Source organism: Clostridium sediminicola (assembly GCF_050402865.1).
Taxonomy (GTDB): Bacteria; Bacillota; Clostridia; order Clostridiales; family Clostridiaceae; genus Clostridium_AF; species Clostridium_AF sediminicola.
The window spans coordinates 1-758 of record NZ_BAABMF010000070.1 but is presented as its reverse complement, the minus strand read 5'-3'; the positions used below and the strand labels follow the sequence as shown (position 1 = coordinate 758).

At 37.1% G+C, this 758-nt stretch carries 1 protein-coding gene and 1 pseudogene; both read left to right on the top strand.

The window, feature by feature from the left end; all coding sequences use genetic code 11:
• Positions 1 to 321: pseudogene (porA, locus tag ACQ3F0_RS26755) on the top strand (pyruvate ferredoxin oxidoreductase); the annotation flags it as partial.
• 12 nt (positions 322 to 333) lie between these two features.
• Positions 334 to 758: thiamine pyrophosphate-dependent enzyme (locus tag ACQ3F0_RS26750; RefSeq protein WP_428868868.1), on the top strand; the 425-nt coding region annotated here is incomplete at its 3' end.

The window sequence follows — 758 nt, the reverse complement described above, 5'->3', positions numbered from 1 at the left end:
AAAAAAGTTGGACTTCTTAAGATTCGTGTATTTAGACCATTCCCAGCAGAAGAAATTGCAGCAGCACTAGAAGGAAAAGTAGCTGTAGCAGTAATGGATAGAGCAGAAGGATTCAACGCATGCGGCGGACCAGTATTTGCAGAAGTAAGAAGTGCTTTATATGATTCAGCAAATAAGCCAAAAATGGTTAACTATATTTATGGTTTAGGTGGTCGTGACGTTAAAGTTGAGAACATAATGGAAGTATATAGCGCATTAGATGAAATCAAAAATACTGGAGATATCGGAAACACATATAGGTATCTATCAGTAAGAGAGTAGGAGGCGAATGGTATGGGTTATAATTTAAAGGAAGAAATGAATAAACCAGAACGTTTAGCAGGTGGACATAGAATGTGTGCAGGCTGTGGTGCTCCAGTAGCAGTAAGAGGAGTATTACGAGCATTAAAAGAAGAAGATAAAGCAGTAATAGGATGTGCAACAAGTTGTCTTGAAGTATCAACATTTATGTATCCATATACATCATGGAAAGATTCATTTATACACAATGCCTTTGAAAATGCAGGAGCAACAGTTAGTGGAGCAGAGGCAGCACATAAAGCGTTATTGAGAAAAGGAAAAATAAAGCATGATTCAAAATTCATCGCATTTGGTGGAGATGGTGGAACATATGATATAGGATTCCAATCATTATCAGGAGCAATGGAACGTGGACATGATATGGTTTATGTTTGTTATGATAATGGAGCATACATGAA